At 54.0% G+C, this 3,539-nt stretch carries 4 protein-coding genes; 2 read left to right on the forward strand and 2 right to left on the reverse strand.

Translation table 11 applies throughout. The features are described 5' to 3' along the window. Window positions 1–90 precede the first annotated feature (90 nt). Together GHO32_RS25750 and GHO32_RS25755 are read left to right on the forward strand one after the other, a co-directional pair. A complete protein-coding gene (locus GHO32_RS25750) occupies window positions 91–633 on the forward strand; it encodes a recombinase family protein (protein ID WP_372239842.1) in 543 nt (180 codons plus the stop codon). Window positions 634–1,574: 941 nt separating this feature from the next. Next, window positions 1,575–1,718 carry a hypothetical protein gene (locus GHO32_RS25755; RefSeq protein ID WP_153443073.1) on the forward strand — a complete coding sequence of 48 codons (144 nt, stop codon included), beginning with the start codon at window positions 1,575–1,577 and terminating at the stop codon, window positions 1,716–1,718. Here GHO32_RS25755 and GHO32_RS25760 read toward each other — a convergent pair. Beyond that, window positions 1,689–2,090, reverse strand: coding sequence for a hypothetical protein (locus GHO32_RS25760; RefSeq protein WP_032489846.1), 402 nt, complete (start codon window positions 2,088–2,090; stop codon window positions 1,689–1,691). The genes GHO32_RS25755 and GHO32_RS25760 overlap by 30 nt on opposite strands. A gap of 75 nt (window positions 2,091–2,165) precedes the next feature. Further along, the gene (locus tag GHO32_RS25765) at window positions 2,166–2,750 is read right to left on the reverse strand and encodes a plasmid replication initiation protein (protein WP_138763972.1); all 585 of its coding nucleotides are present in this window, start codon (window positions 2,748–2,750) and stop codon (window positions 2,166–2,168) included. Window positions 2,751–3,539 lie beyond the last annotated feature (789 nt).

Genomic DNA, 3,539 nt, shown 5'->3' on the forward strand with positions numbered 1-3,539 from the left:
AGTGAGATTGGTCAACTGCTGCCGCATCAGTGGGCGCAAGCCCTAACTTACGCAAGGTGAGTTGGGCGGACGCTTACTGCAGGACAGCAGATTGGCTACGCTCGGGTTTCGACGCAAGGTCAGGATCTGGAGCAGCAACGACTTGCCTTGGGGAAAAATGGCTGTCAGCGGATTTTCGAAGAGACGGTCAGCGGGGCTAAGCGAGATCGTCCAGAACTCAGTCGGTTGCTCGATCATTTGCGACCAGGAGATGTGCTGACCGTGACGCGATTGGATCGCTTGGCCAGGTCAACGACCGACCTGCTCCATATTGCGGAACGACTCAAAACCATAGGGGCAGGTCTGCGTTCACTTGCTGAGCCATGGGCTGACACCACCTCACCAGCTGGGCGCATGGTTTTAACGATCTTCGCCGGGATTGCTGACTTCGAGCGCTCCTTAATTGGTGAGCGCACCAGTGCAGGAAGAGCTGCCGCCAAAGCCAAAGGTGTTCGATTTGGGCCAAAGCCTGTTTTGACTTATGAGCAGATAACCTATGCACGGAAGTTGATTGATGAGGGCCAATCAGTGGCCGAGGTTGCACGTCTTTTGGGTGTGCATCGAGCCACGCTATACCGTGCGTTGCCTCAATAGATAGAACGGCGTGCTGTGTGGGCTGCAATGCCTCCAAGGGGGCAAAACTGCTGAGAGACTGGCTTGAGTCTCCCAATGCCAAACGCCGTGGGATCACTCCGACGACGTTCTCACCTCTAGTACTTCGAGCGCTTGCAGGGGATTAGCGGTACGGCGTATTCGGGAAGGAAAAGCCATCCGGTTGGTCAGGGCGGCGCCGTATTACATTGGTGATACAAAATTGATCAGTTTTTGTTGGCTAAAACCGTGGTTTTGTATGACAAGTGTATAGCGTCAATGAATCAACAATATTTATAAGCTATTGAAAATTATGGTTTTTTATACCTCGCCAGAGGTGCGTATTGTGTATTGAGATTTTGACCCTGTTAAGGGGGAAAATCTGGCTCTTCAAAGGGCGTAAAAATCATTCAGGTCGAAGACCGTGGCCAGTCGGTGGCAGGTAAGGTGCAAAAAAGGTGTTGGGTGGGTGCAGGTAAGGTGCAAAACGGGTATAGAACGGGTGCAAAAGGGAGACGGAACGGGTGCAAAAAAAGCCATCGATCTATGATCCAGGGGCGGCGTTAACCAATCCAGAAACCAGGACCGTATTTATTGCGGATGCTTTAGCGACCGGCCATCCCGCTCATATTGGGGTTTGGGGAGCAATGGAACCGAAAACCAACGTAAGCACGAATTAGAGTTCGCTTTACTCGTATGTGACTGTTGATTGGAGAACTCTGATTGTCGAAACGAGTTTATCGAACCGCTTTTCGGATGTTTACGGTCCTTCCTGATGTTCGTTAAAGCGGTTTCATAAAACGGTGGTTTTATCGTACTCCCCAGACAGAGCGCTGGTTTGCGGGCAGGTACTGGGCTTAAGTGCGTTTACTGTTCCATTGCTCCCCGAACCCCATATTGCGGCCTCCATCGGTGTGGCGATCAGCGCATTTGGGGCGGCCAAAATGGCGAGTCTGACCGGGATCACCGTGGCAGATCTGGAGCAGCTCTTCGGTATCCATGGCGATCCGGACCTTTATCGCTTGATGAAGGTGCTACGGGTGTTGGGGGTCAGCCTCTCAGTCGTCCAGGGCGCTGAACAGACTTGACCAGGTGGCGGGCTCTTGAGGTTTTTCAGGTGCTGAGGTTTTTACGGGCGGTTTGGGGTTGGGCTTGTGCTCGATGAGCCGAAGAGACTCGCGCAGTTCCCGTATCTCTTCCCGCAGCAAACGAACCTCCTCAATGAGGGGGTGTAGGGCGTCCATTTCAGGTGTAGGGGAAGTGTAGGGCTCAGGTGTAGGGCGGTGTAGGGCAGAACCCTCGGGTTCACCATACACTCGGATCATTTCCGACAGGTCGATAACCTTCTGCCCTTTACCGTCCAGGCCAGCAGTTACGCGCCCTTTAGCCACGGCTTCATGCACTGTCGAGCGATGCAAACCGTAGAGATTTGCCATGCGGCCAATGGTTAATTTTGCCATGTAGGGAAGTGTCGGGTTCTGTCTGTAGGGTGCCCTACAGTCTACCAGCCATTTAGGCGTATCCAGGGCTGCAAACTAACGCGGTCCGGTGGACCTTGTTGGGGGGGCGCGGGTATCTGCAACGGCCTGAGGCTCATGAGTAGCGGATGTCCGGGGGAATTCGTGCGGCTCGGGTGGCAATAGGTCCTGCTGATCAGGGGGAGGAAGCTCGGCCCCATCATCTACAACGGATTCTCCCGCATGCAGGACAGGGACATGACGTAATTCGATGTTGTCCCAGTCCTCGACTGGACGGCCTTGGTCGCTTTCGCTGACCACTACCTCAGCGTAGAAAGATGCATAGCGCTTGCCGCTGTGATCTCTCCAGACGACCTTTGAGTTGATCACGTAGCCATTGGCTGTCCCGATCTTCACGATCTGAAGCCACCGCTCGGACTCCAGCAGGCGGATGGCATTGTGTATTGCCGTCCTGCCGTAGCTCAGGATTTGGCACAGAGTGGATTGGCTAATGACAATCGCATTCGTCTTATTCATCCGCTCAGTCAGCAGCATGAACACCTGGAAAGCGCTCGGGCTGCGCCGGGAAAGCTCCCGGATATCGCGTATGTATCCACGAGTTAGCATGGCGAAATCGGCGGGGTCTTTCTTGATCTGTTTCAAGTGAACATATCCGTGCGGTATGGTGAACATGATGTTCAGTATATATGAGATCTATGTGCGCACAAGACGTTCACTCAGACGGTATATGTTCACTCAGCTAGTGAACATATATGTTCGCTCTAGAGTGAACATACCAAGAGAGGCAAAAACGGCCTGAAAGCCACGTGGTTACTGGCTTTCAGCGTTTGCCAGAAGGAAACGGCCTCTTTATCTATTAGGGTTTCCCCTAAAACGGCTAGGTGGTGCCCCCATAGGGGGCACCGCTTGCGGCCTTGCAGGCTGCCATGAAGGCAGCCGCCGGCCTTGGTTCTGTGTTTGCCTGTGCTGTTGATGTTTGTTTGAGAAAAGTCAGAAACGAGGTGCCTTACCACGGTGAGGTCGATCTAAATCTCTGGGCGGGTGCTTTTACCGACCAGGGATTTAGATCGACCGGACAACGAGCGGAGCGAGGCGTCAGTTGTTATTCCAGATGCTTTAGTGGTGAGTTTTTCCACCGTAAGCGGCGCAGAGCGCCGGGGCGGCCAACGGCCGCCTGTGTTTGAGTCGTTTTAAAACGGAGCTAAGTGAATTTGAGTGCGTGCTCGGCAGGAATACGCGCCGCTCCAGTCGCTGTGCGCCCCACAAACACCGCGCAAGACCCGAAGACTAGACAAGGGCTGCTTCGCTCCTTCACGGCGCTGGCTACGCCCTGCGCGCTACGCTTGCCAGTAAATGGGGATGTAAGCCGGAACCCCAGAAATTTCCGTCACCCTAGTTGGGTGGGCTCAACACTCGTGTCACCAGCTACCT

This window comes from Pseudomonas sp. FSL R10-2189, from assembly GCF_009600325.1.
Lineage (GTDB): Bacteria > Pseudomonadota > Gammaproteobacteria > Pseudomonadales > Pseudomonadaceae > Aquipseudomonas > Aquipseudomonas helleri.